This is a genomic window from Arthrobacter nitrophenolicus, from assembly GCF_045833485.1.
In the GTDB taxonomy this organism is placed as follows: Bacteria; Actinomycetota; Actinomycetes; order Actinomycetales; family Micrococcaceae; genus Arthrobacter; species Arthrobacter nitrophenolicus.
Window position 1 is genome coordinate 219,069 of the sequence record NZ_CP174504.1, and the last position, 20,440, is coordinate 239,508.

At 68.1% G+C, this 20,440-nt stretch carries 21 protein-coding genes and 1 riboswitch; of the genes, 8 read left to right on the forward strand and 13 right to left on the reverse strand.

Annotation, left to right across the window (positions count from 1 at the left end; translation table 11 throughout):
* Positions 1 to 12: 12 nt before the first annotated feature.
* The 6 genes from hemC to hemE all read right to left on the reverse strand — a co-directional run bounded on the left by hemC (position 13) and on the right by hemE (position 6,699).
* A complete protein-coding gene (hemC, locus tag ACJJV6_RS00965) occupies positions 13 to 1,011 on the reverse strand; it encodes a hydroxymethylbilane synthase (RefSeq protein ID WP_133346061.1) in 999 nt (332 codons plus the stop codon).
* Positions 1,008 to 2,270: a ferrochelatase gene (locus ACJJV6_RS00970; RefSeq protein WP_407709716.1), complete on the reverse strand. Its 1,263-nt coding sequence runs from the start codon at positions 2,268 to 2,270 to the stop codon at positions 1,008 to 1,010. Before ACJJV6_RS00970 ends, hemC begins: the two co-directional genes overlap by 4 nt.
* On the reverse strand, positions 2,267 to 2,968 hold the full coding sequence (gene hemQ, locus ACJJV6_RS00975; protein ID WP_133346057.1) for a hydrogen peroxide-dependent heme synthase: 702 nt from the start codon (positions 2,966 to 2,968) through the stop codon (positions 2,267 to 2,269). Before hemQ ends, ACJJV6_RS00970 begins: the two co-directional genes overlap by 4 nt.
* Before the next feature lie 115 nt (positions 2,969 to 3,083).
* On the reverse strand, positions 3,084 to 4,004 hold the full coding sequence (locus ACJJV6_RS00980; RefSeq protein WP_407709717.1) for a hypothetical protein: 921 nt from the start codon (positions 4,002 to 4,004) through the stop codon (positions 3,084 to 3,086).
* A gap of 139 nt (positions 4,005 to 4,143) precedes the next feature.
* A complete protein-coding gene (hemG, locus tag ACJJV6_RS00985) occupies positions 4,144 to 5,601 on the reverse strand; it encodes a protoporphyrinogen oxidase (protein WP_407709718.1) in 1,458 nt (485 codons plus the stop codon).
* A 3-nt stretch (positions 5,602 to 5,604) separates the two neighbouring features.
* Positions 5,605 to 6,699 (reverse strand): uroporphyrinogen decarboxylase, encoded by a 1,095-nt coding sequence (gene hemE, locus ACJJV6_RS00990; protein WP_407709719.1) that lies wholly within the window; start codon positions 6,697 to 6,699, stop codon positions 5,605 to 5,607.
* A 159-nt stretch (positions 6,700 to 6,858) separates the two neighbouring features.
* Here hemE and ACJJV6_RS00995 point away from each other — a divergent pair, with 159 nt between their 5' ends.
* Entirely contained in the window at positions 6,859 to 8,178 is a 1,320-nt protein-coding gene (locus tag ACJJV6_RS00995; protein WP_407709720.1) for a glutamyl-tRNA reductase, read from the forward strand.
* Positions 8,179 to 8,248: 70 nt separating this feature from the next.
* On the opposite strand, the gene moeB is transcribed toward ACJJV6_RS00995, so the two are convergent.
* Positions 8,249 to 9,448, reverse strand: coding sequence for a molybdopterin-synthase adenylyltransferase MoeB (gene moeB, locus ACJJV6_RS01000; protein ID WP_407709721.1), 1,200 nt, complete (start codon positions 9,446 to 9,448; stop codon positions 8,249 to 8,251).
* An 84-nt stretch (positions 9,449 to 9,532) separates the two neighbouring features.
* On the opposite strand from moeB, the gene ACJJV6_RS01005 reads away from it, so the two are divergent.
* The 3 genes from ACJJV6_RS01005 to ACJJV6_RS01015 all read left to right on the forward strand — a co-directional run bounded on the left by ACJJV6_RS01005 (position 9,533) and on the right by ACJJV6_RS01015 (position 10,819).
* The gene (locus ACJJV6_RS01005) at positions 9,533 to 10,198 is read left to right on the forward strand and encodes a TetR/AcrR family transcriptional regulator (RefSeq protein ID WP_009357700.1); all 666 of its coding nucleotides are present in this window, start codon (positions 9,533 to 9,535) and stop codon (positions 10,196 to 10,198) included.
* Positions 10,199 to 10,260: 62 nt separating this feature from the next.
* Positions 10,261 to 10,485, forward strand: coding sequence for a DUF3107 domain-containing protein (locus ACJJV6_RS01010; RefSeq protein WP_009357701.1), 225 nt, complete (start codon positions 10,261 to 10,263; stop codon positions 10,483 to 10,485).
* 31 nt (positions 10,486 to 10,516) lie between these two features.
* Positions 10,517 to 10,819 (forward strand): hypothetical protein, encoded by a 303-nt coding sequence (locus ACJJV6_RS01015; RefSeq protein ID WP_407709722.1) that lies wholly within the window; start codon positions 10,517 to 10,519, stop codon positions 10,817 to 10,819.
* Positions 10,820 to 10,890: 71 nt separating this feature from the next.
* Here the strand turns inward: ACJJV6_RS01015 and ACJJV6_RS01020 are convergent, their stop codons facing one another.
* The 4 genes from ACJJV6_RS01020 to thiO all read right to left on the reverse strand — a co-directional run bounded on the left by ACJJV6_RS01020 (position 10,891) and on the right by thiO (position 13,644).
* Entirely contained in the window at positions 10,891 to 11,229 is a 339-nt protein-coding gene (locus ACJJV6_RS01020) for a 4a-hydroxytetrahydrobiopterin dehydratase (protein ID WP_009357703.1), read from the reverse strand.
* A 42-nt stretch (positions 11,230 to 11,271) separates the two neighbouring features.
* The gene (locus tag ACJJV6_RS01025; protein ID WP_133346037.1) at positions 11,272 to 12,087 is read right to left on the reverse strand and encodes a thiazole synthase; all 816 of its coding nucleotides are present in this window, start codon (positions 12,085 to 12,087) and stop codon (positions 11,272 to 11,274) included.
* Positions 12,088 to 12,091: 4 nt separating this feature from the next.
* Entirely contained in the window at positions 12,092 to 12,328 is a 237-nt protein-coding gene (thiS, locus tag ACJJV6_RS01030; protein ID WP_009357704.1) for a sulfur carrier protein ThiS, read from the reverse strand.
* Positions 12,325 to 13,644: a glycine oxidase ThiO gene (gene thiO / locus ACJJV6_RS01035; protein WP_407709723.1), complete on the reverse strand. Its 1,320-nt coding sequence runs from the start codon at positions 13,642 to 13,644 to the stop codon at positions 12,325 to 12,327. Before thiO ends, thiS begins: the two co-directional genes overlap by 4 nt.
* A riboswitch (TPP riboswitch) is annotated at positions 13,637 to 13,755 on the reverse strand. (Overlaps the previous gene by 8 nt.)
* A gap of 27 nt (positions 13,756 to 13,782) precedes the next feature.
* Here thiO and thiE point away from each other — a divergent pair.
* The 4 genes from thiE (at position 13,783) to ACJJV6_RS01055 (ending at position 19,016) form a co-directional block, all read left to right on the forward strand.
* On the forward strand, positions 13,783 to 14,514 hold the full coding sequence (gene thiE / locus ACJJV6_RS01040; protein WP_407709724.1) for a thiamine phosphate synthase: 732 nt from the start codon (positions 13,783 to 13,785) through the stop codon (positions 14,512 to 14,514).
* 113 nt (positions 14,515 to 14,627) lie between these two features.
* Complete coding sequence (locus tag ACJJV6_RS01045) at positions 14,628 to 16,139, forward strand: RNB domain-containing ribonuclease (RefSeq protein ID WP_407709725.1); 1,512 nt, start codon at positions 14,628 to 14,630, stop codon at positions 16,137 to 16,139.
* Between the two features lie 301 nt (positions 16,140 to 16,440).
* Positions 16,441 to 18,114: a DEAD/DEAH box helicase gene (locus tag ACJJV6_RS01050; protein WP_407709726.1), complete on the forward strand. Its 1,674-nt coding sequence runs from the start codon at positions 16,441 to 16,443 to the stop codon at positions 18,112 to 18,114.
* Positions 18,115 to 18,122: 8 nt separating this feature from the next.
* Positions 18,123 to 19,016: a site-specific DNA-methyltransferase gene (locus ACJJV6_RS01055; protein WP_009357709.1), complete on the forward strand. Its 894-nt coding sequence runs from the start codon at positions 18,123 to 18,125 to the stop codon at positions 19,014 to 19,016.
* Positions 19,017 to 19,063: 47 nt separating this feature from the next.
* On the opposite strand, the gene ACJJV6_RS01060 is transcribed toward ACJJV6_RS01055, so the two are convergent.
* Together ACJJV6_RS01060 and ACJJV6_RS01065 are read right to left on the reverse strand one after the other, a co-directional pair.
* On the reverse strand, positions 19,064 to 19,423 hold the full coding sequence (locus ACJJV6_RS01060) for a hypothetical protein (RefSeq protein ID WP_009357710.1): 360 nt from the start codon (positions 19,421 to 19,423) through the stop codon (positions 19,064 to 19,066).
* A gap of 100 nt (positions 19,424 to 19,523) precedes the next feature.
* Entirely contained in the window at positions 19,524 to 20,390 is an 867-nt protein-coding gene (locus ACJJV6_RS01065) for a PHP domain-containing protein (protein WP_009357711.1), read from the reverse strand.
* Positions 20,391 to 20,440 lie beyond the last annotated feature (50 nt).

Consider the following 20,440-nt stretch of genomic DNA (forward strand, 5'->3'; position numbering starts at 1 on the left):
CCATGGGCAAGGTCAGGATGCCTGGAGGTCTGCGATGTCGGCGGCACCGGCGGCCAGGAGGACCTCGGCCAGTTCGATGCCCAGAAGGGTGGCGCCCACTTCGGTCAGCCCGTCAGTTGCCCGCTTGTCGCGGACGGATGCGGTGCCGTCCACCGCGCACACAACGCCTTCGAGGTGCAGCATGCTGCCCTTCCGGTAGGCGTACGCGCCCACCGGAGCCGCGCAGCCGGCTTCCAGCCGGGCCAGCATGGCCCGCTCCGCCGTGACAGCGAGCCGGGTGTCCGGGTCGTCCAGCGCGGCGAGGGCCTGGGCCAGCACGGCCTGGGATCCTTCGGTTGAGCCGGGTTTCCGTGGCGCGTCGGCGGTGCGGCACTCGATGGCCAGGGATCCCTGCCCGGCGGCCGGGAGCATGACGTCGGTTTCCAGGAATTCGCTGACGGCATCCAGCCTGTTGATGCGCTCCAGGCCTGCGGCAGCAAGCACTACGGCGTCGAGGTCGCAGGACTTGCCGGGCACCACCTGGTCCGTGGTGTTGCCCGGAAGCCCCGGAACCCGGCCCAGGCGGGTGTCCACGTTGCCGCGGATGTCCAGGATCTCCAGGTCGGGCCGGGCCGCGCGGAGCTGTGCTGCACGGCGCGGCGAACCGGTGCCCACCGTGGCGCCGGCCGGGAGATCGGCCAGTTTCAGCCCGTCCCGGGCGCAGAGGACGTCGCGGACGTCAACGCGGCGCGGGGTGGCCGCCAGGCTGAGCCCCACGGCTGCCCCGGTGGGAAGGTCCTTCAGGGAGTGGACGGCCACATCGCATTCGTTCCGCAGCAGCGCGTCGCGCAGCGCTGCCACGAAGACGCCGGTGCCGCCCATTTGGGACAGCGAGCCGGTGAGGACGTCGCCGTCGGTCCTGATGTGGACGAGTTCGACGGGGAAGCCCCCGACGGCGGCCAGCTGGTCGGCGGTCTGCTGCGTTTGTGTCAAAGCCAGTTTGCTGGCGCGGGTTCCGATCCGGACAGTCACTGCTGTGCTGCTCCTTGCGGTGCTTCCGGCTGCCCCGGCGACGCGGGGTAGGGGTCATGGCCCGTCCCCACAGTGGTGTCGGCGCCGGCGATGGTGGGTTTTTCGCCGCGGAAGTTCGCGCAGCAGCCCGGCCGGCAGACGTCGTACCAGGGGCCGAGATCCGTCACTGCCGGACGGTCGCTGATGTTGTTGGCCTCGGTGCGTTCGCAGATGAGGTCCACCATGCCGTTGACGAACTTGCGGTGGGTGCCGGGCGTGGGGACGCGGGTGGCGGCCAGGCCCAGGTTGGCGCACGTCTCCAGCGCTTCGGTGTCGAGGTCCCAGACAACCTCCATGTGGTCGCTGACGAAACCCAGCGGCACGATGACGATGCCCTTGGTCCCCTTGCCGGCGAGTTCCTCGATGGCGTCGTTGATGTCGGGTTCAAGCCACGGCACGTGCGGGGCGCCGGAGCGTGACTGGTAGACCAGCGACCACGGCGCCGTGAGGCCGGATTCCTCCTCCACCCGCTGCATGACGGCCGCGGCGGTGGCGAGGTGCTGCGCCACGTAGGCCGACCCCTCCTCGAATTCGCGGGGCTCGCCGTCGGACTTGCCGGCAGCTTCGGCGTCCCGGGTGGGGATGGAGTGGGTGGCAAAGAGGATCTGGACGGGAGCGTCCGGAGTGCCGGCTTCGGCCAGCTTCGCACGGACCTCGGCGAGGCCGGCGGCGGTGCCTTCAACGAACGGCTCCACGAAGCCGGGGTGGTCGAAGTACTGGCGGACCTTGTCCACTTCCAGGCGTCCGTCCAATCCGGTCTCTGTCAGTGCCATGCCGACGTCCTCGCGGTACTGGCGGCAGCTGGAGTAACAGGAGTAGGCACTCGTGGTGATCATCAGCAGGCGGCGGTGGCCGGCGTCGTACGCGTCCTGCAGTGTCTCCGGGATGTAGGGGGCCCAGTTGCGGTTGCCCCACAGCACGGGGAGGCTGATGCCGCGGGCGGCCAGTTCAGCTTCCAGTGCCGCCTTGAGTTCGCGGTTCTGCTGGTTGATGGGGCTGATGCCGCCGTTTGCGCGGTAGTGGTGTGAGACCTCCTCCAGGCGCTCGTCCGGGATTCCGCGGCCGCGGGTGACGTTGCGGAGGAAGGGAATCACATCATCCTGGCCCTCGGGACCGCCGAAGGAGGCGAGGAGGACGGCGTCGTAGTTCTTGGGGGCCATCCGGCCCGCCTCCGTCACCGGATTGACGGCGGTGCTGCCTTGGGGATCGCGGGGGCTCATGCCAGCACCTCGGCTACCTCGTCGGCGGAAATCCGGCGGCCGGTGTAGAACGGAACTTCCTCGCGGACATGGTTGCGTGCCTCAGTGGCGCGCAGGTGGCGCATGAGGTCCACCAGGTCAACGAGTTCGGGAGCCTCCAGGCCGAGGATCCATTCCCAGTCGCCGAGCGCGAAGGAGGACACGGTGTTGGAGATGACCTGCGGGAATTCGCGGCCGAGCAGGCCATGCTCGCGGAGCATCGCGCCGCGCTCCTCCTCGGGCAGGATGTACCACTCGTAGGAGCGGACGAACGGGTAGACGCACAGCCACTCTGCCGGCGTGACGCCGCGCGAGAACGCAGGCGTGTGGTTCTTGGCGAACTCCGCCTCGCGGTGCACGCCCATGGCGGACCAGACGATTTCGGTTCCGGCGAAGAGCGAGCTGCGGCGGATGTCGCGGATGGCCTGCTGGAGGGCCTCCGGCTTGGGGCCGTGGAGCCACACCATGACGTCGGCATCGGCGCGCATTGCGGAGACGTCGTAGCTGCCGCGGTGGGTCACGTGCCCCTCAGCGAGGCGCTGCAGCAGGGCCTCGAAATCGGCGGCAGCATCGGCGCTGCGGACTACTGCCTCCGACCGTTTGAAGACAGTCCAGAGGGTGAAAAACTGCTCGGCTGATTCTTCGGTTTTAGTGACAGATTCGGCAGAAGTGTGGCTCATGGTTACAAGTTTGCCCTTTAGTACCCGCCAAGTCGAAACCAACAACTTCTACAACGCGTAGAAGTTGCCAAGATCACACCGACCGGCGTTTCCCGGCGGTCCGGGTGCTCCGGCGCTAGAGGTTGCGCAGCCGGAAGAGCACCAGGCCGGCCGCACCTGCGACGCCCACCAGTCCGGACCCGAGCCACACCATGGCACTGCGCGGCTCCGGCTGCGAGTTGAGCGTGGCGCTGCTCCGCAGGCCGGTGCCGGTGCTGTACGGCGTCCACGCCGGGTGGGCCTGGTATGCGCTGTACAGCGGCGCGCCGCCGGCCTGGCTTTCGGCTGGTGCAGCTGCCGCCGGGCTTGCGGCTGGCGTAGTGGAAAGGGGCCGTTCCGCGGCCGGAACTTCGCTGGATTCACCGGACGCGGCGGCGCCGGAATCTGCGGGCGTCTGGCTGGCATCCGCAGCGGCGGGGGCCCCTGCGGATGCCGGAGCCGTAACCGCCGGAGCAGTGGGGACTGCCGTGGTTGCGGCAGCGGCGGGCGACGGCGCCGCGCCGGTCTGCGATGCGGCACCATATGTCGTCTGCGCCGGAGCCGGTGCGGTGCCGGTGGATGCGGCCGGAGCGGGTGTACTGCCTGTCGGAGCAGGGGAAGCTGACGGCGTCGGGGTGGGGACCGCCGCCGCCGTCGGGGAAAGGGTGGCCGTTACCGCCGGAAAGAGGGCCGGCGGCAAAGACAGCAGCAGGGCAGGGGCTGAAGCGGACGCAACCGGGCCAGCCGTTTCCCGGATGGATGCGCCCGTTCCCTTGCTGCCCGGCTCTTCACGGTCCTGCCCGGGCGCCGCCTGCAGGCCACCCCCGGGGTTGTCCCGGGATGGCTCGGTCGGCAGGGAGCCTGTTTCCTGCGCCAGCGGAATTGTCGGGCTGCCGGGATCAGCCAGCCCTTCGTCTGCTTGGGACGCCGTGGCGCCTGTGGCTAGAACCAGTACCGCTCCGATTGCCGCTGCATAACCGCCGCGCCGGATTCCCCCATGGATACCAGTCCGGGACATTGAAAGCTCGGACCTGTGTTGAACCATAGTCATCGACCCTAGCCATGGAGCAGAGGGAATTGAAAGCCGATGAAACGGGGCTGGACCACCCGCCGGAAACACTGCCGGCACTCAACCCCGTCCTGACCAGCGAAGACGCTCAGCCTGCCAGATTCCGGATCTGTTGCTGCGTGTCGGACACCACGGCGGCGAGGCCGTTGCCGGCAACCCAGCCACCCACCACGGCAAGGCCGCCCGCACTGTTGCAGGCCTCGCGGATGGCAGCCACCCTCGCACGATGGCCGACGGCGGCGAACGGCAGGGCCCCGCGCCAGCGGACCACGTCCCAGTCCACGATGCTTTCCCGGCTGATGTCCACGCCCAGCAGGGCTGAGGCGTCCCGCAGCGAGGCGGCCAGGAGTTCATCGTCCGTCCCGGGGCCGGCTGGCAGTCCCCCAACGCCGTCCACCCGGCCGTAGGACAGCCGCAGGACGTGCCGGCCCGGGCCGGCTGCTGCGGCCAGCCAGTCCCATTTGCCGGTGGCGTGCGTCAGCGCCTTCGCTTCAATTCCCGGGGTCTGCGGCGCCACCAGGATGCCCGTGCCGCGAGGGCGGCGGTCCAAGGCGGGACTGTCCAGGACCAGTGTGACCAGCTTGACGTCGGGCCCGGCTGCCGGCTTCCTGCCGGCGACGGCGGGCACCGGCCCGGCCAGGAGGTCGACGGCGGCCGGACCGTCCACCGCGACCACGAGCAGGGCGGCGTCGAAGTCAGCACCGCCGGCCGCAACGCGCCAGCCTTCCGGTGTGCGGCGGACGGCGACGGCGGTTGTCCCGGCCAGGAGCGTGACATCCCGTTGACGGAGGTCCTCCAGGAGCGCGCCCACCAGGGTGTGCATGCCGCCTTCCAGGCCAGCGACGGCGGATCCTGCCTTGGCGGGTCTGCCATTGACGGTTGCCGTGCCCTGCGCGGGAGGTGCACCGGATCCCTTCCGCTGGGCGGCGACGGCTCCGGCGAGGGACCCGTGTTGCCGGAGCCGGGTGCGGAGGCCGGGGGCCACCATGTCGACGTCGAGCAGCCCTGGATCGGCCGAGTGGACGCCTCCCACTACGGGGGCCACCAGCCGGTCCAGGACGCGGGCGCCCATCCGGGCTTTGACCAGGGCTGACACGCTGGTGACTTCCTGCCCGGTACCCACCGAGGCCGGCAGGATCCGGTCCAGGGACGCCCGGAGCGAGCCGAGCAGCCCGAGGGAACGGCGTACTTCCGGGTCCCAGGGATTGGCCGGAATGCCCAGTACGCCGGTCCGGGGCAGTTCCCGCGGACCCTCCGGCAACTGGACCCAGGCGCCTCCCGGCCGGGGCGACACGATCTTTGCCGCCAGCCCAAGCTCGGAGGCCAGCTTCGAAACCGCGTCGGACCGGGTGGCGAAGGACTCTGCGCCGCTGTCGAGCACCAGGCCGGCCACCACGTGGCTCCCTACACAGCCGCCCCAGGCATCGCCGGCTTCAAGGACGGTGACCCTGTAGCCGGAGGCTGCCAGCCCGCGCGCGGAGAGCAGCCCGGAAATCCCGCCGCCCACCACCAGCGCGGTCTGTGCCGAAGCCGGCGCGCTCTCCACGGACTACTCCGGGGAGATGGAGTGGATGAGTTCCACCACCCGGGTCAGGACATCGGGGTCCGTCCCGGGCGGCACGCCGTGGCCCAGGTTGAGGACGTGTCCGGGTGCCGACGAACCTGCCGCGATGACCTCACGGACGTGGGCTTCGAGGATTTCCCAGGGGGCCGGAAGCAGGGCGGGGTCAATGTTGCCCTGCAGGGGTACTGTGCCGCCCAGGCGGCGGTTGGCTTCGTCAAGGGGCAGCCGGTAATCGACGCCCACCACATCGACGCCGACATCCTTCATGGCCACCAGGAGCTCCGAGGTGCCGGTGCCGAAGTGGACCAGCGGGGCACCGAGGTGGCGGACGTGGTCCAGCGCGCGGGTCGAGGCAGGCACGACGTAACGGGTGTAATCGGCCAGGCCCAGGGATCCGGCCCAGGAATCGAACAGCTGGCCGGCGGAGGCACCTGCCTCGAGCTGTGCCTGGAGGAACATCCCGGACGCGTCGGCAGCCCAGTTGGCCAGGGCAGACCAGGTTTCCGGGTCGGCGTGCATCATGGTGCGCGGCCCGAGGTGGTCGCGGGAAGGCTTGCCCTCCACCATGTAGGCAGCCAGCGTGAACGGGGCGCCGGCGAAACCGATCAGCGGGGTCTTGCCAAGCTCAGCCACCGTCAGCCGGACCGCTTCCCGGATCGGTTCCAGCGCCTCCCAGGTCAGCTGCGGCAGCGCCGCGACATCGGCTGCCGTCCGGACGGGCTTGTCCAGGACGGGGCCCACTCCGGGAACGATGTCCACGCCCACGCCAGCAAGCTTCAGCGGAATGACGATATCGGAGAAGAAAATGCCTGCGTCAACGTCGTGCCGGCGGACCGGCTGGAGGGTGATCTCGGACGCCAGCTCCGGCCGCAGGCAGGAGTCCAGCATGGCAATGCCCTCACGGACCTTGAGGTACTCGGGCAGGGAACGCCCCGCCTGCCGCATGAACCAGACAGGACGGCGGGAGGGTTTGCCGCCGCGGTAGGCAGTGATCAGCGGAGAGTCCGCGGTGCGGCCGTCCAGCAGCGGATGGTCAGCGGCAAGGGCGCCGGCAGCGGAGACGGCAGGGCTAGAAGTCATGCCTTTGATTGTGCCGAAGATCAGCGCCAAAAGATAACGACAGCCTGTCATCCCGGGGACAGGATTTCCCGTCGTGGCAGGAATCACAGGCACGGGTACCTCCCTGACCGGGAAGGGAGTTGTTCTACCGAGGAACGAAAAAGCTATGATTGGTCTGCTGTGGTTCTTTTTTCATTGGTGGCTACACACGCCGACATCGATCTTGAGACCGTTGCTCAGTTGAGCAACGGTTCCTCCGGGATTGCCACGAACGCCCTCACCGGTTCACCGGCGGTGACGGGCGCGGTTGTTCTTGCCACCTGCAACCGTTATGAGATCTACGGCGAGGCACCCCATCCGGATGATGTAGAGGCAGCCCGCGCAGCCCTTGTCGCCCAGATCAGCGAAGCCAGCGGCCTGAGTGAGCCGCTCGTGTCCCGCTCCTTCAGCACCCGAACCGGCCCCGAAGTAACCCAGCACCTCTTCGCCGTCAGCGCCGGACTGGACTCCGCAGTCGTTGGGGAACGGGAAATCGCAGGCCAGGTACGCCGCGCACTGATCACCGCCCAGCATGAAGGCACCGCCAGCGCGGGGTTGGTCCGGCTGTTCCAGGCCGCCTCCAAAACGGCAAAGGACGTAGGCGCCCAGACTGCGCTCGGTTCGCGCGGCCTGTCCATCGTGTCCGTCGCCCTTGACCTTGCAACGGATCTTTCCGAAAACCCGGACTGGTCCAGCAAGAAGGTTGTGGTCTTCGGGACCGGAGCCTACGCCGGCGCCACCATGGCACTGCTCCGCGAACGCGGCTGCACGGACATCTCCGTCTTCTCCTCCTCCGGCCGGGCCGAAGGGTTCGTCGCCACCCGGGGCGGCACCGCCCTCGACGAGGATTCCCTCAACCCCGCCGTGGCCGCCGCGGACGTCATGATCGGCTGCAGCGGTTCGGACACCCGGGTGGAGGCGGACGAGCTCGCCCAGGTCCGCGCCAACTCCCCGCAGCCGCTGATCGCCATCGACCTGGCGCTCACCCACGACTTCGACCCCGCCGTCGGCGAGCTGGACGGCGTCGAACTCCTCACCCTTGAATCCGTCCGCCTCGCCGCACCGCAGGAACAGGCCGAATCGCTGGCGCAGGCAAGCAGCATCGTCAAAGGTGCCGCCACCGCTTTTGAACAGGAACGTGAGGCCCGGTCCGTGGATTCCGCCATTGTTGCCCTTCGCCGCCACACCATGAACGTCCTGGACGCCGAAATGGAAAAAGTCCGGGCCCGGCACGGCTGCACCGCCGCTGCCGAGGAAGTGGAATTCGCACTCCGCCGCATGGTCAAGCAGCTGCTGCACGTCCCTACGGTCCGCGCCAGGGAACTGGCGGCCAACGGCCAGCAGGACGAGTACGTGGCGGCCCTGGAGGCCCTCTACGGCATCACCGTGGAGCAGCCCGCCGCCCGCCCGTCCGCCCAGGCTGAATGCCCGGTGGACCACCGGGGCCTCGAAAGCGCCTGAACCCAACTTGCTCTATCAGATATGGCTCCCAAAACACAGTTTTGGGAGCCATATCTGATAGAGCATCGGGTCAGTAGACCGGCTTGTGGGGTTCCACCTCGCGCACCCACGAGAGGATGCCGCCGTCGAGATGGCTGACCCGCTGGTAGCCCGCCTTCTGCGCCGCTGCCAGGACGTTGGCTGACCGTGTCCCTGCTTTGCAGAGGAACACGATGTCCCGGTCCTGCGGAATCTCCGCCCATGCGTCGCCGGCCAGGATCCGGCCCTGCGGGATCAACACCGCGCCGTCGATCCGGACAATCTCGAATTCACCCGGCTCCCGGACATCCACGAGCTCGAAATCCTTCAGCCCGGCCTTCCGTGACGCCAGCATGGTGGCCAGCTGCGTTGCGGTGACGGTGTGTTCGGTGTCCGACGGCGCTGCAGGGGTGATGCCGCAAAAGGCCTCGTAGTCCGTCAGCTCCGTAATGGGTGCCGCCGCGGGATCCTTGGATACCCGGATCTCCCGCCAGCTGCCGCCCAGGGCGTCGAACAGCGCCACCCGGCCCAGGAGGGAACGTCCGACGCCGGTGATCAGCTTCACTGCCTCAGTCACCATCATCGACCCCACGGCCGCGCACAGCATGCCGAAGACCCCGCCCTCGCCGCAGGAGGGAACAGAGCCGGCGGGCGGCGCTTCGGGGTAGAGATCGCGGTAGGTCGGTCCGTGTTTTTCCCAGAACACGCTGACCTGGCCGTCGAACCGGAAGATGGAGCCCCACACATACGGTTTGCCCAGGATGGCCGCGGCATCGTTGACCAGGTAGCGGGTGGCAAAGTTGTCCGCCCCGTCCAGGATCAGGTCGTAGCCGGAAAACAGGTCCAGGGCGTTGGAGGCGTCCAGGCGGACATCATGGAGGCGGACGTCCACCAGCGGGTTGAGCGCGGCGATGGCGTCCCTGGCGGACTCGATCTTGGGCCTGCCGACGTCCGCCACCCCATGGATGACCTGGCGCTGCAGGTTGCTGAGGTCAACGGCGTCGTCGTCGATGATCCCGATGGTTCCCACACCGGCAGCCGCCAGGTACAGCAGCGCCGGCGATCCCAGGCCCCCCGCGCCGATCACCAGGACCTTCGCGTTCTTGAGCCGCCGCTGCCCGATGGTCCCGATCTCGGGAATGATGAGGTGCCGGGAGTAGCGCTCCACCTCGGCAGGGGTCAGCTCACCCGCCGGTTCCACCAGGGGATCCAGGGAAACAGATGAAACATTTGCGGTGAAAGTCGAAGCCATACTTCAATGTATGCCCCGGGATACCGCCGGGTCATATTACCCCGCAGTAAAGTGGAGCTAACCGCAATGGAAAGAAGGACAACCGTGGTCCCTGAAGCACGGGCTGACCGCCCGCCCGCCGCCGAACAGCAGGCGGCCCCGCGTCCGGCAGGCCAGCGCTCCGCCCGGCTGCCGCGCGACGAGCGCCGCGCCCAACTCCTTTCCGCAGCGCAGGAAGTCTTCGTGGCCAACGGCTATCACGGTGCCGCCATGGACGAGATCGCCGAGACGGCCCACGTCAGCAAACCCGTCCTGTACCAGCACTTCCCGTCCAAGCGGGAACTGTACCTGGCGCTGCTGGAAAGCCACCTGGCGTCCCTCACCGACCTGATGCTGGGTGCGCTGAACTCCACCACGGACAACAAGGAACGCGTGCAGGCCGTGATGCGGGCCTACTTCCGCTTCATCGCCAATGACGATCAGGCCCACCGGCTGGTCTTCGAATCGGACCTCATCAACGATCCGGATGTCAGCTCCAGGCTGGAAACATTCAACCGGACCTTCGCGGATGCCATCGCACGCGTCATTGCCGAGGACACCAAGCTCCCCCATCTCGAAGCCGAGCTCCTGGGCCGGGGACTGGCCGGAATGGCCCAGGTCAGCGCGCGGTACTGGCTCGAAACGGACGGCAACCTGGACCTCGATGTGGCCAGCGACCTCATCTACCGTTTAGCTTGGCGCGGAATCTCTCGCTTCCCCAAAGAGTCCTAGACTACAAATAAGACAACACCTCGTGGAGAAACACGAGTACTTTGACTGGCTGGGAGGCCCCTGTGGAAATTAAGATCGGCGTTCAGAACGTTGGCCGTGAAATTGTGCTGGAATCGACCCAGGACGCCGAGACGGTGGCCAAGGTTGTGGGCGAAGCCATCAATGCCGGCAGCGAGCTGCGGCTGACCGACGACAAGGGACGCCTGATCATTGTTCCCGGAAATGCCCTCGGCTATGTGGAAATCGGCGCCGAAGAGGTCCGCCGCGTAGGGTTCGGCCAGTTCTAGCCCCGGCACCGCGAACGTTCCTAGGAGATCCATGCTTTCCCTGACCATCGTTGTGCTCGCAGCGGTTGCCGCAGGCTTCATCGTCTGGGCGAATGACAGGCGGCATGCCAAGTACGGCGCCGCCCTGCCCGCCGGCGTTGCCGTCGTTGCCGGGGCCCTGACCTGGATCATCCTGATGGCGGCAGGCTTTGGGTACCGCCCGGGCCTGACGTGGCTTCCGTGGGTACTGCCCATCGTGCTGGGAACTGCGGCCGCCGTGGCCGCCGTCCTTTACCTGGGCCGCAGCCGGGCCCGCCAGGACACGCAGCGCCTCACTGCCATCCTTCGCCGCTAGCAGAGGAACAACCCGCAAACGCGCGTGGCCGCCGCCCTCCGGGGCGGCGGCCACCTTCGCTTAACGGATGACTAGTTTCCGGACGGGTAGCGCGAGGGTTCCGCATTCGCCCCGACGGCGGCCGCAGCCTCGCTCGCTCCTGCCGCGGCGGCGAGGTCCCGTTCTGTCACCTGCCCGCCTGCGTCGTGCGACGAGTAGCGGATGAAGACGCGGTTGTAGCGCCAGTCCAGGTCCGGGTGGTGGTTCTGTTCCTCAGCAAGGCGTCCGACGGCGGCAATCAGCTCGAGTGCGGCAGCCGCCGTCGGCGTCTTGAAGACGGTGACCAGGCCGCCGTCGTGGTACCGCCAGCCGGGCAGCCCTGCCAGGGCCTGGTCGATCTGTTCCCGGGGAAGGGCATCTTTGCCGGCCACTGCTACTCCTTGGTCCAGGGGCATCAACCGGCGTGTGCCGGGCTAGAGGAACTCGGCCCGGCCTTCCATTGCCGACGATGCCAGCGCGTGTTCGCGGCGGGGAATGCGGCCCGCCGCTTTCGCCAGCCTACCGGCGATGACGGCGTGTTTGAATGCCTCCCCCATCAGGGCCGGGTTCTGTGCGCGGGTCACCGCCGTGGCCAGCAGCACGGCATCGCAGCCGAGCTCCATGGCAAGGGCAGCGTCGGAGGCCGTACCGATCCCGGCATCCAGGACCACCGGGACCGAGGCGCGGGAGACGATGAGCTCAATGTTGTGCGGGTTCAGGATTCCCAGCCCCGTGCCGATGGGAGCCCCCAGCGGCATCACGGCGGTGGCGCCGAGGTTCTCCAGCCGCAGCGCCAGGACGGGGTCGTCGTTGGTGTACGCAAACACCTTGAAGCCGCGGTTGACCAGCTGTTCGGTGGCCTCCACCAGCTCGACGGCGTCGGGAAGGAGCGTGTGTTCGTCGGCAATGACTTCGAGCTTCACCCAGTCCGTTTCCAGCGCTTCGCGGGCGAGTTCGGCGGTGAGGACGGCGTCCCGGGCGGTGAAGCATCCGGCGGTGTTCGGCAGGACCCGGATGCCGTGGTCCACCAGGAGCTGAAACAGCGAGCCCGTTTCCGCAGTGGAGTAGCGCCGCATCGCCACGGTGGTCAGGGACGTGCCGGAGGCGAGGAGCGCCGCGCCAAGCCCGTCCAGGCTCGGGGCGCCGCCGGTTCCCATGATGAGCCGGGACGCCAGGGGGACGCCGTCGATGACCAGGACATCATCCAGGCCGGGTGCAGCCGTGGAGGTCAGGGTGGTGGATTCCGTCATGGTGTCAGCCTCCCTGCACTGCCGTGACAAGCTCGACGTCGTCACCGTCGGCGAGCGCCGTTGAGAACCATTGGCTCCGGGGAACCACCTGTGCGTTGTGCGCCACGGCGACGCCCAGCCTGTTCCCGTCGTTGGCCTGGCCGTCAGCCCCCACGGTGCGGCCGGTGACCTGGCTGACGAGCGTGGTGATGGACGCCCCCTCAGCCACCGTATGGTGGTTTCCGTTCAGGGTGATGTTCATGCTGTCTCCTTGATGTTGACGCTTGCAGCGGAGGATTCGCGGCCGGAGAAGCGGCCAGGGTTGAACGGCTCCCAGCGGGGGTCCGTTGTGCCGTCCATCAGGTCCCGGCAGATGGCACCGGCTGCGGGTGACAGGAGGACGCCGTGCCGGAAGAATCCGGTGGCGATGACCAGGCCCGCGATGTGCCCGCCCGGGATGGAGCCTGGAGCGGCGGGCACCCTGCCCAGGAGCGGGGCGTTGTCCGGGGTCGCCGGCCGGGCCCGCGCCGTACACTCCAGCAATTCCAGCTCGGCGACGGCGGGGACCAGGACCTGCGCGTCCCGGAGGAGCTGGTGGACACCGCCGGCGGATACCGTTCCGGCAGCGGACCGGGCAGCTTGTGGGGCTGCAACGCCCCTGGCGGGGGCATCCTCACGCTGGGTGGCTCCGATCACCACCGTCCCGTCCTCCCGGGGGACGATGTACACGGGTACACCGCGGACCAGTCCGCGTACGGTGGCCGTGACCAGCGGCTGGAGGTGCTGCGGTACGGCGAGCCGGAGGATGTCCCCGTGCACCGGCCGCAGCGGCAGGTGCAGGCCCTCAGGCAGGTCCGCCAGCGCAGCGGCATCCAGTCCGTTGGCCACCACGGTTTCTCCGGCCAGGACTGTACCGCCGCCGGCAAGCCGGACTCCCGCAACAGTGCCATCAGCCCACAGCAGTCCAACGGCCCTGTCCGGCACGGCATACCCATCCACTGCACCCGCAGCTGCGCGGCCGCTGCGGGCAGTTTCCCCCGCCAGGGCGTTGCGAAGGCAGGACACCAGGCGCCTGGGATCCACCTGGTGGTCGGCGGGGGTGTCAAGTGCGCAGGCGATGGCGGGGCTCAGCAACGGTTCCCGCCGCCGCGCCTCGCGGACGGTCAAAGGCTCAACAGCCAGGCCGTTGGCCTGCTGGACCGCGCGCAAATCCATCAAGGCCCGGCGGTCGGCGGCGTCGGCACCCACGGCGAGGGTCGGCGTCGTCAGGTATCCGGTCCTTTCGCCGGACGCAGCGGCCAGGTCGGCGATAAAACCGGGCCACCGGGCCGAGGATGCGAGCATCAGGTCGAGGAGGTCCTCTTCCTGGTAGTGCAGCTCGCTCACCGGCGCCAGCATCCCTGCGGCGGCCCAGCTGGCGCCGCTGCCGGGTGCGTCATCGATCAGCGCGACGCTGCGGCCCGAGCGCAGTGCCTCCCAGGCGATCACGTGGCCCACAACTCCGCCGCCAATGACCGCGACGTCGGCCCTGGCGGTGCCGTTGGTGGGTTGCGGGGGTGCCGTGTTGGGGGTGCCCATGTGTCTCCTTCCCTACGCCGGCATTACCCGGATCAGGTCAAGCGGTCGGCTCTGACGCCCTCTCAGCCCGGCGCTTTATGACAGCTGCCGCAGGCTCCCGCAGTACGAGGCAAGTGTAGAGGAACTAGGCTTGCAGCCATGAATGTGTCCCACTCCCCTGCCGCTGCCGGCGCCTCCGCAACCGATGCCTTCACCACCGCCGGGGGAACCGCCGGGCTCAAGACTGCCCGCCTCTACCTCTGTACTGACGCCCGCCGTGACCGCGGCGACTTCGCGGAGTTCGTGGATGCCGCGTTCGCCGGCGGAGTGGATATCATCCAGCTCCGCGACAAGGCCATCGAGGCTGCCGAGGAACTGGAACTGCTGGCCGTCCTGAAGGAAGCCGCGCAGCGCCATGGCAGGCTGTGGGCAGTGAACGACCGCGCCGACATCGCCGTGTTGTCCGGCGCTCCGGTGTTCCACATCGGCCAAAAGGACCTCCCCCTGCCCGCGGCCCGCACCTTGCTGAACGGCAACGCCGCCATTGGACTCTCCAGCCACACTCCGGACCAGGTGGATGCGGCCCTCGTTGCCACGGCCGGACCTGCCGGGCTGGACTACTTCTGCGTGGGGCCGGTCTGGGCCACCCCCACCAAACCGGGTCGGGCCGCCGTGGGACCCGACCTGGTGAAATACGCTGCGGCAGCCACCGCCAAAGCCGCTAACGAGGTGCCGTGGTTCGCCATCGGCGGCATCGACCACTCCAACGTCAGCGAGGTGGTGGCAGCGGGAGCCCGGAGGATTGTGGTGGTGCGGGCCATCACCGAAGCGGCGGACCCCGCCGCAGCGGCGGCCTCACTCCTGGCCGCTCTGGATGCTGCCGGCTCCTGAACTGGCGGGTCCTGAACTGGCGGGTCCTGAACTGTCCGCGGGGCAACACGGCCCTGCCGTCCATCCCGCCGATGGCCTGCATAATCGGCGGTCTTCGGGCTAGGCTGATTTTCGTGTCACACCATCGGCTGGCTCCCAACGTCCACGAGCACAACAATGCGCTGGAAGAGGCCCTGGGCGCGCTGCGGAGCGAGCTCGAGCTTCCCGGGCCGTACCCCGAGCATGCGGTCCGTGACGCCGAGGCGGCCGTGGCTGCGCTGGAGCTTCCGTCCCATGACCTGACCGGCGTCGATTTCGTCACCATCGATCCGGCATCGTCTACGGATTTGGACCAGGCGTTGTTCATAGAGGCCGACGGCGGCGGCTACCACGTGCTGTACGCCATCGCCGACGTTCCGGCGTTCGTGAAGCCGGGCGGACCGCTGGACCAGGAAACGCGCCGCCGCGGGCAGACCTTCTATGCCCCCGACGGCCGGATTCCGCTGCATCCGGAGGTCATCAGCGAAGGGGCAGGGAGCCTGCTGCCCGGCCAGGAGTGCCCGGCCTTCGTCTGGGACTTCCGCCTGGACGGCAACGCCGATGTCACCTCGGCCTCCGTCAGGCGGGCACGGATGCGCAGCCGCGCCAAGCTGAGCTACAGAGGCGCGCAGGCCCAACTGGACGCAGGCGGCGCATCCCCAGTCCTGCAGCTGCTGAAAGAGGTTGGGCTCAAGCGCGTGGAGCTGGAACGTGCCCGTGACGGCGCCAGCCTGAACATGCCGGAGCAGGAGATCGTCCAGCTCCCCGACGGTGGCTACCGCATCGCTGCCGCGCCGCAGCTGCCCGTGGAGGACTGGAACGCGCAGATCTCGCTGATGACGGGCATGGCCGCTGCGCAGATCATGCTGGACGGGCAAGTGGGCATCCTCCGGACCATGCCCGCGCCGGACGAACGCTCCCTGAACCACTTCAAACTCCAGACCGAGGCGCTGGGAAAGCCGTGGGACGGCGAGGTCAGCTATGGCGAGTACTTGCGCAGCCTGGACCCGACCGAACCGCGGCAGCTCGCCATCATGCACTCGGCGGGGATGCTGTTCCGCGGCGCCTCCTATACAGCTTTTGACGGCAGCGTCCCGGAGGCCGCCATCCAGGCCGCCATCGGTGCGGCCTACGCGCACACCACCGCTCCCCTGCGGCGGCTGGTGGACCGCTTCGTGCTGGTGATCTGCGAGGCCCTCAGCAATGGCGGCAACGTTCCCGGCTGGGCGCGTGAGGCCCTTCCGTCGCTTCCCGAGATCATGGCGGGATCGGACCAGCTGGCGTCCCGGATGGAGCGGATGGCGCTGGACACCGTGGAGGCCGCGCTGCTGGTCAACCACATTGGCCAGGAGTTTGATGCCATCGTGATCTCCGGGTCGAAGCCGCAAAAAGACAACGGCAATGGCAACAACGGCAGGAACGGAATCGGCAGGAACGGAAACGGCAAGAACGGCAACGGCAATGGCGGTTCCGGCATCATCCAGGTGGCTGAACCTGCCGTCACGGCCCGCTGCGCAGGCGACCTGGAGTCCGGCACCAAGGTCCGCGTCCGCCTGCTTTCGTCCAACATCGCAACCCGTGAGGTCCACTTCGAACTGGTCGGCTGAGGTCCGCTGCGGGCCCGCATACCCGCCTCCGGGGGTGCAAAAGCCGGTATTGCGGCCTTGTACGGCTAGACTGGAGAAGTAGAAATGGATGCCCGGTCGTTGATTTCCTTGATTTGAAACCAACAAGCCCGCCCCTACGCGATCTTGAGATTTGCCCGCTGGTCACCAGTGCCAGCATTTAGATAGCCCGCGATCGGCTTCCACTGGAATTGCTTGTGCGCCCGAGCGTGCTCCGGACCGGCCTGCCGGCCGGCCCGTTGAGCAGGCAGCGCCAATGCCCAAATGAATAAGGAAACTCCCTGTGAGTGAATTGCATACCCACCAGCTTCTGACGGACGAGACCGGCACCGAGACCATTGAGCCGGAAGAGACCATCATCTCGGACGAGAAGCCGCACGAAATCGCGGAAAAGTCCTTCGCCGACTACAACGTCCGCGAGGACATCGTGGAATCGCTGGCCGACGCCGGCATCACGCACCCCTTCCCCATCCAGGCCATGACCCTGCCGGTGGCATTGTCCGGCCACGACATCATCGGACAGGCCAAGACCGGCACCGGCAAGACCCTCGGCTTCGGCATTCCCGCCCTGCAGCGCGTCATCGGCCAGGACGACCCAGGCTACGCGAAGCTCGCCGTACCGGGCGCACCGCAGGCCCTGGTGATCGTCCCCACCCGCGAACTGGCAGTGCAGGTGGCCAATGACCTGCAGACCGCATCCCGCAAACGCAACGCCCGCATCGCCACCATCTACGGCGGCCGCGCCTACGAGCCGCAGGTGGAAGCGCTGAAGCAGGGCGTGGAGGTTGTGGTGGGCACCCCCGGGCGCCTCATCGACCTGTACAAGCAGAAGCACCTGAGCCTCAAGAACGTCAAGATCGTGGTCCTGGACGAGGCCGACGAAATGCTGGACCTCGGGTTCCTGCCCGACGTCGAGACCCTGATCGCGGCCACCCCCGCTGTCCGGCAGACGCTGCTGTTCTCCGCCACCATGCCCGGCCCGGTCATCGCCATGGCACGGCGCTACATGACCCAGCCCACCCACATCCGCGCCGCAGACCCGGACGACGAGGGCCTGACCAAGCGCGACATCCGGCAGCTCATCTACCGTGCGCACAGCATGGACAAGACCGAGGTGGTGGCCCGCATCCTGCAGGCCAGGGGCCGCGGCCGCACCATCATCTTCACCAAGACCAAGCGCACCGCCGCGAAGGTGGCAGAGGAACTGGTGGACCGCGGGTTCGCCGCCGCCGCCATCCACGGCGACCTGGGCCAGGGTGCCCGGGAGCAGGCCCTGCGCGCCTTCCGCAACAACAAGGTGGACGTCCTGGTGGCCACCGACGTCGCGGCCCGCGGCATCGACGTGGAGGACGTCACGCACGTCATCAACTACCAGTGCGTCGAAGACGAAAAGATCTACCTGCACCGGGTGGGCCGCACCGGCCGCGCCGGCAACAAGGGGACGGCCGTCACCTTCGTGGACTGGGACGACGTTCCCCGCTGGGCCCTGATCAACAAGGCCCTGGGCCTCAACGTTCCCGAGCCGGTGGAAACCTACTCCTCCTCGCCCCACCTCTTCACGGACCTGGACATTCCCGAGGGCACCAAGGGCCGCCTCCCGCGGGACAAGCGCACCCTGGCCGGTGTGGACGCCGAGATCCTCGAAGACCTGGGCGAAACCGGGAAGAAGAACAGCAGCCGCGGCGGCCGCGGGGACGGCCGTGAACGCGCCGGCCGTGGACGCCGGGATTCCGGCAGCCGCGAAGATGGCCGCGGCGGCGAGTCCGCAGGCCGCTCCGGTGAGCGCCGCCGTCGTACGTCAGGCCCGGCGGCCGCATCTGCGCCTGCCGGCGAGGCCGGACAGAACGACGGCGAGCAGCCCACGCGTGCGCGCCGCACCCGTACCCGCACCCGGCGCCGCAACGGCGAAGTGGTTGCCGGCACTGACAAGGGCACACAGCCGGGCGCCGAGGGCTAACTGCCCCGATGACTGACACTGTTTGGGCGCCGGACGGCGGCAGCCTGGTGGTGCACGCGGACAACGCGGAGTACCTCCCCACGCTGCCGGACGGCGCCTTCACACTGATTTATGTGGATCCGCCCTTCAATACAGGCAGGCCACAGCGGCGCCAGGAAACCAGGATGGTGGCCAATGCCGAGGGCAGCGGCGACCGCGTCGGCTTCAAGGGTCGCTCCTACGACACCATCAAAGGTGCCCTGCACCGCTACGATGACGCGTTCAGCGACTACTGGTCCTTCCTGGAACCGCGGCTCGTCGAGGCGTGGCGCCTGCTGGCGGAGGACGGGACGCTGTACCTGCACCTGGACTACCGAGAGGTCCACTACGCCAAGGTGATGCTCGATGCCATCTTCGGCCGGGAATGCTTCCTGAACGAGATCATCTGGGCCTACGACTACGGCGCCCGCGCCAAGAACCGCTGGCCCACCAAGCACGACAATATCCTCGTTTACGTCAAGAACCCCGCCAAGTACCACTTCGACAGCGCCGAAGTGGACAGGGAACCCTACATGGCCCCCGGCCTGGTCACTCCCGCCAAGCGGGAACTCGGCAAGCTGCCCACGGACGTCTGGTGGCACACCATCGTCTCCCCCACCGGCAAGGAAAAAACCGGCTACCCCACGCAGAAGCCGGAGGGACTGGTCCGGCGCGTCGTCGCCGCGTCAAGCAGGCCAGGCGACTGGTGCCTGGACTTCTTCGCCGGCTCCGGCACCCTCGGCGCGGTGGCGGCCAAGCTGGGCCGCAAATTCGTCTGCGTGGACCAGAACCAGCCCGCGGTGGACATCATGGCAAGGCGGCTGGGCGCACACGCCACCCTCGCGTCGTTCCCACCCCACCCTGCCGCGCAGGTGTCCTTGTAGGGGGCCGTTAAGGACACCTGCTGCGGCTTATTGCGCCTGCGGTTCCGCTAGCAGGTTTCCAGCAGCTGGATTCCGTGGTCCCCCTGGCGGTTGTCCAGGACGGCTCCGCTGGATTCGCAGATGGCGTTGACCAACAGGGCATAGCCCTCGCCGTTCTGGAAATTGCCGTCGTCGCCTGCGCCTTCCGGGACGGTTCCCGGGGGCAGGAACACCCAGGCACCAGCTTCCAGCACGTAAGCCCAGTTGCCCTGCACATGGACGTGGATGTCGGGGCCGGGTATGAACACGTAGTCGCTGCCCGTGTAGGCCGACCGGCTGACGTTGGCACAGTCCAGCGCATTGGCTGCGGTGGGGACAAACATGAAAACGACGGCCAGACCAGCCGCGGCAAGTGATTTCCTGAACATGATTCTTCTCCGTCTACCGTACGAAATATTGCATGGTGACGAGACCTTTTTTGGCACCGAAAGCCACCCCGGCAAGCGAAAGACTACTCAGGCGGGACCATTAGTCAAGGTGCGCGGAGCTTCCCCGCACAACGGCGGTCCCCGTGCCCAGTTCCTCGATCCTGGCCAAGGCTTCCCGGGACGTGAGGTTCTCGCCCAGCAGGTTGGGTTTGCCGGTGCCGTGGTAGTCGGAGGAACCCGTTACCAGCAGGTCGTGCTTCGCGGCGAGCCGCCGGAGGAAGGCCCGCCCTTCCTCCGGGTTGTCCCGGTGGTCGATCTCCAGGCCAGCCAGGCCGGCGTCGATCATTTCCCGGTAGGTGCGCTCCCCCACCGTCCTGCCCCGCGCGGTCGCCACCGGATGGGCAAAGACAGGCACGCCGCCGGCGGCGCGGACGAGCTCGACGGCGGTGGCGGGGTCGGGTGCGTAGTGCTGGATAAAGTAGCGCGAGCGTGAGGTGAGGATGGTGGCGAAGGCTTCGGAGCGGTCCTCCACCACACCGGCGGCCACCAGCGCGTCGGCGATGTGGGGACGGCCGAGGGTCGCGCCGGGCGCCACATGGTGGATGACGTCGTCCCAGGTGAGCGGATAGTCCTCGGCGAGGAGCGTGACCATCCGCTCTGCACGCGTGAGGCGGGCGTCCTTGGCCTTGGTGATCTCCTCCAGCAGGCCCTCGTGCGCGGGGTCGTGCAGGTAGCTCAGGAGGTGCACGCTGATGCCTTCCGAGGTCCGGCAGGACACCTCCATCCCGGGCACCAGGGCCACTCCGTGCTCAACGGCTGCAGCGGATGCTTCCGCCCAGCCGTCCGTGGAGTCATGGTCGGTCAGTGCCACCACGTCCAGCCCGGCGCGGGCGGCGGAGGCCATCACGTCGGCGGGTTTCTCCGTGCCGTCGGAGACATTGGAGTGGGCATGCAGGTCAATCCTCACCTGTCCAGACTAGTTGACCGGCCCCGCCCCCGGCGGAAGCCCGTTCGCAT